Here is a 4,499-nt window from a genome sequence, read left to right on the forward strand (position 1 = left end):
TGGGTGGGCGTCGGCGTGCGGGGGTGTCGGCGTTCGGGATCAGTGGGACGAATGCGCATGTGATTGTGGAGGAGGCACCGGAGCCTGTCGCGGATTTGGATATGCGGCGTGAGGTGATTTCCGTCGTGAATTCGGGCCGGAATTCAGGGCTGGTGGGGTGGTGTGTTTCTGCGGCATCCGGGGCGGCGTTACGGGCACAGGCGAAGCAGTTACGGGTGTTCCTGGAAGAGCACCCCGAAGCGTCACCGGCCGAGGTGGGGTGGTCGCTGGTGTCGACGCGGTCGCTGTTCGACCACCGGGCGGTCGTGGTGGGGGAGGACCGGGCCGAGCTCCTCACCGGACTCGAAGCACTCGCCGCCGGAGAGCCGGTGGCCAACGTGGTGGTGGGCCGCGCGGACGAAGAGGGCGGCACCGTCTTCGTGTTCCCCGGCCAGGGATCGCAGTGGGTCGGCATGGCCCGCGAACTGCTCGACTCCTCCGACGTGTTCGCGGACCGCATGGCCGCCTGCGCGGCCGCCCTCGCACCGCACACGGACTGGTCACTCCTCGACGTCGTGCGCGGCGCACCGAACGCACCGGGGCTGGACCGGGTCGACGTGGTGCAGCCCACCCTGTTCGCGGTGATGGTGTCGCTGGCGGAACTCTGGCGCTCCGTCGGCATCGTGCCGGACGCCGTCGTCGGCCACTCCCAGGGCGAGATCGCGGCGGCCCACGTCGCCGGTGCCCTCAGCCTGGACGATGCGGCACGCGTGGTGGCTCTCCGTTCGCGGGCCATCGTCGCGCTCGCCGGCAACGGCGGCATGGTGTCCCTCCCGCTGCCCGTCCACGAGGTGGAGCCGCTGCTCGCCCGCTTCCGGGGACGGGTGCACATCGCCACGGTCAACGGCCCCTCGTCGACCACTGTTTCCGCCGACGTCGAGGCCCTGGAGGACCTGCTCGCCGCCTGTGCGGCAGACGGGGTGGACGCCAGGCGGGTCGCCGTCGACTACGCCTCGCACTCCCCGCACGTGGACGAGCTCCACGACGAGTTACGGGACTTGCTGGCCGGACTCGCACCGAGCAGCTCGGGCATTCCGTTCTACTCGACGGTGACCGGCGAACCGCTCGACACCACGACCCTCGACGCCGCGTACTGGTTCCGCAATCTGCGCCGGACCGTGCAGTTCGAGCGCACGACCCGGACGCTTCTGCGGGATGGACACCGCACGTTCGTCGAGATCAGCCCCCACCCGGTACTCACCATGGCGGTCCAGGACACGGTGAGCAGTACGGAAGGACCCGCCGCGGACGCCCACGTCACGGGCACCCTGCGCCGGGACGACGGGGGATGGCGCCGCTTCCTCACCTCCGTCGCCCAGGTCCACACCCACGGCCGACGTGCCGACTGGGCCGCGCTCACCGCCGAATCCGCGCGCCGTACCGTCGACCTGCCCACGTACGCCTTCCAGCGGGAGAGGTACTGGCTGGAGAGCTCGTCGCGCGCGGCGGACGTGGGCTCGGTCGGCCTGCTGCCCGCGGAGCATGCCCTGCTGGGCGCGGCCGTCCCGATGGCCGACAGCCAGGGGCTGGTGTTCACCGGGCGGCTCGCCCCGGACACGCACTTGCGGCCGTGGGGTCCGCTGTCCGGCGCGGTGCTCGCGGAACTCGTCCTGTACACGGGCGATCAGACGGACTGCCCCCGGGTGGACGAACTCACCGTGCTCGCACCTCTCGTGCCCCCCTCCGAAGGGGCCTGCCGACTCCAGGTCACCGTGCGGGCGGCCGACGCCGAGGGACGGCGCGAAGTCGTGGTGCACACCCGGCCGGAGGACGAGGACGGAGTCTGGACACAGCACGCCCGGGCCGTCGTCCTGCCGCAGGAACCCGAGGACACGGGTGCGGGCGCCCCGGCGCTCGACGGCCCCTGGCCCCCGCCCGGCGCGGTGCACGTCGACCTCACCGGGCTGCCCCCCGGCCGCGAGGACGAGGGCGCCGACGAAGGGGAGGCGCGGTGCGGCGTACGGGCGCTGTGGCGGCACGGCAACGAGACGTACGCAGAGGTGGTGCTCGCGGACGACCCGCGCACCGGTGCCGACGGCTTCGGCATCCACCCCGAACTGCTGGACACGGTGACCCGCACTCTCGCCGCCGCCCTGCACCAGGACGACGACCCCGCCCCGCGTCGGACGGAGATCTCCTCCTGGACCGGCCTGCGTCTGCACGCCACAGGGGCCACCACGGTACGGGTCCGGCTCACCGAACTCGAAGCGGACCGGTACGCACTGACCCTGGCCGACCCGGACGGCAACCCCGTCGCGACCGCGGACGCCGTCGCGTTGACGGAGGCCGCCGACGACGCCGCCCGGCAGCCCGCGCCGCGAGGCACGGGGAGCCTCTTCCGCCTGGACTGGTCCGAAGTGCCCTTCCCGGCAAGCGGTTCCGGCGGGACGTGGAGCCTCCTCGGTGAGACCGAGGCGTTCCTCGGGGCCGGACTCGCCGGCGCCGGAGTGACGGTGCGGGCGCACGCCGACGAGACCGCCGCCGCCTCCCGGGTCGTACTGGCGGCCCCGGCGGGCTGCCGCACCCCTTCCCCCTCAGGCCCCGCACGAGAGATGGCGGCAGGGGCCGACAGCCCCGCCGACGACGCCCACCGGGCCTCGGTGGCCGCGCTCGAACTGCTGCGTGACCGGCTCGCCGGCGAGGCACGGCTCGTCGTGCTCACGCGGGACTCCATGGCCGTACGCAGCGGAGACGACGCGGCAGGACTCGCGGGCGCGGCCGTCTGGGGGCTGGTCCGCAGCGCCCAGGCCGAACATCCCGGCCGGATCACGCTCGTCGACCTCGACGACACACCGGAATCGGTGTCCGCGCTGCCCGGCGCGCTGGCCACCGACGAGCCCCAACTCGCGCTGCGCGCCGGACGGTTGTACGTCCCCCGGCTGGCCCGGGAGACCCCCACCGCCCACGAACCCGTTCGCTCCCTCGACCCCGAGGGCACGGTGCTCGTCACCGGCGGCACGGGGACCCTCGGCCGTATCGTGGCCCGCCACCTGGTGACCGCACACGGTGTGCGGCACCTGCTCCTCACCAGCCGCCGGGGGCCGGACGCCGAAGGCGCCGAGGCGATCCGCGCCGAACTCACGGACGCGGGCGCCGAAGTGACGGTGACCGCCTGCGACGTCGCCGACCCCGAAGCCCTGCGTGCGGTCCTGGCCTCCGTGGCACCCGGCCACCCGCTCACCGCGGTCGTGCACGCCGCCGGGGTCCTGGAGGACGCCACCGTGCACGCGCTCACCACGGACGCGGTCCACCGGGTGCTCCGTCCCAAGGCCGACGCCGCGTGGAACCTGCACCAACAGCTCGCGGGCACGGAGCTGGCGGCGTTCGTCCTGTTCTCGTCCGTGACCGGGATCATCGGCACACCGGGGCAGGCCAATTACGCTGCCGCCAACGCCTTCCTGGACGCACTCGCCGCGCACCGGCACGCGCACGGCCTGCCGGCGACCAGCCTGGCGTGGGGCTACTGGGCCGAGGCGAGCGGGATGACCAGCCACTTGTCACCGGCGGACGTGGCGCGCATGGCGCGCACAGGCGTCAGCGCCCTGCCCACCGGCGACGCGCTCGCCCTCTTCGACGCGGCCCTGGCCGGCGGGCTGCCGGCCGTCGTGCCCGCCAGGATCGTCACCCGCTCGCTGGACGATCTCGTACGGGGCGAGCAACTGCCCGCCGTGCTGCGCGGCCTGGTGCGCCACCCGGCACGACGACGGGCGGCCGCGGCCGCGTCGGGACCGGCCCCGTGGAAGGAACGTCTGTCGGCCCTGTCGGCGGCGGAACGGCAGGCACTGCTGCTCGACCTGGTCACCGGCCACGCATCCGCCGTCATCGGCGCCGACCGGGCGGCCCTCGAAGAGGGGCGCGCCTTCAAGGAGTTGGGCTTCGACTCACTCACAGCCGTGGAACTGCGCAACCGGCTCAACGGGGCGACCGGCCTCCGGCTGCCCACCACCGTGGTCTTCAACCACCCGACCGCCGCCCTGCTCGCGGCACATGTGCGCGAACTGCTCGTCGCGGAAGCGGAACCCGTGGAGGACTCCTCTCCGCTGACCCGACTCGATGCGCTGGAGGCGGTGCTCCGTTCGTTCGATCCGGACGACGAGAGCCTGCGCGAATCGATCACCGAACGGCTTCGTGCCCTGCTGCGGAAATTGGAGAAGCCCGGCGGGGACCTCACGGAGGAAATTCTGTCGGCGACGCCCGACGAAATCTTCGAACTCATCGACAACCGACTCGGCCGACAGCGTCGGCCGGCCTCGGACGACCAGGGGGAAAGCCATGACGGACGCAACGAAGCTCGCCGAATACCTTAAGCGCGTGACGGTCGAACTCCACCGGGCCGAGCAGCGTCTCCAGGAAATCGAAGAACGCACCCATGAGCCCATTGCTGTGGTGGGTATGGGGTGTCGTTTTCCGGGGGGTGTGGTGTCTCCGGAGGGTTTGTGGGGTTTGTTGGTGGGTGGGGT

2 protein-coding genes are annotated in these 4,499 nt (G+C 72.7%); both read left to right on the plus strand.

Annotation, left to right across the window (positions count from 1 at the left end):
* Positions 1-101: 101 nt before the first annotated feature.
* Positions 102-4,346 (plus strand): type I polyketide synthase, encoded by a 4,245-nt coding sequence (locus IE269_RS42545; RefSeq protein WP_438817680.1) that lies wholly within the window; start codon positions 102-104, stop codon positions 4,344-4,346.
* The coding region (locus tag IE269_RS43955; RefSeq protein WP_474200946.1) for a polyketide synthase docking domain-containing protein at positions 4,312-4,499 on the plus strand (188 nt) is incomplete at its 3' end. The genes IE269_RS42545 and IE269_RS43955, both read left to right, overlap by 35 nt.

The organism is Streptomyces spiroverticillatus (genome assembly GCA_014650415.1).
GTDB classification, from domain to species: Bacteria; Actinomycetota; Actinomycetes; order Streptomycetales; family Streptomycetaceae; genus Streptomyces; species Streptomyces spiroverticillatus.

Excerpts from the sequence above, each read along its gene's own strand:
- IE269_RS42545 (WP_438817680.1), top strand. The coding sequence starts at position 102 with ATGCGGCGTGAGGTGATTTCCGTCGTGAATTCGGGCCGGAATTCAGGG.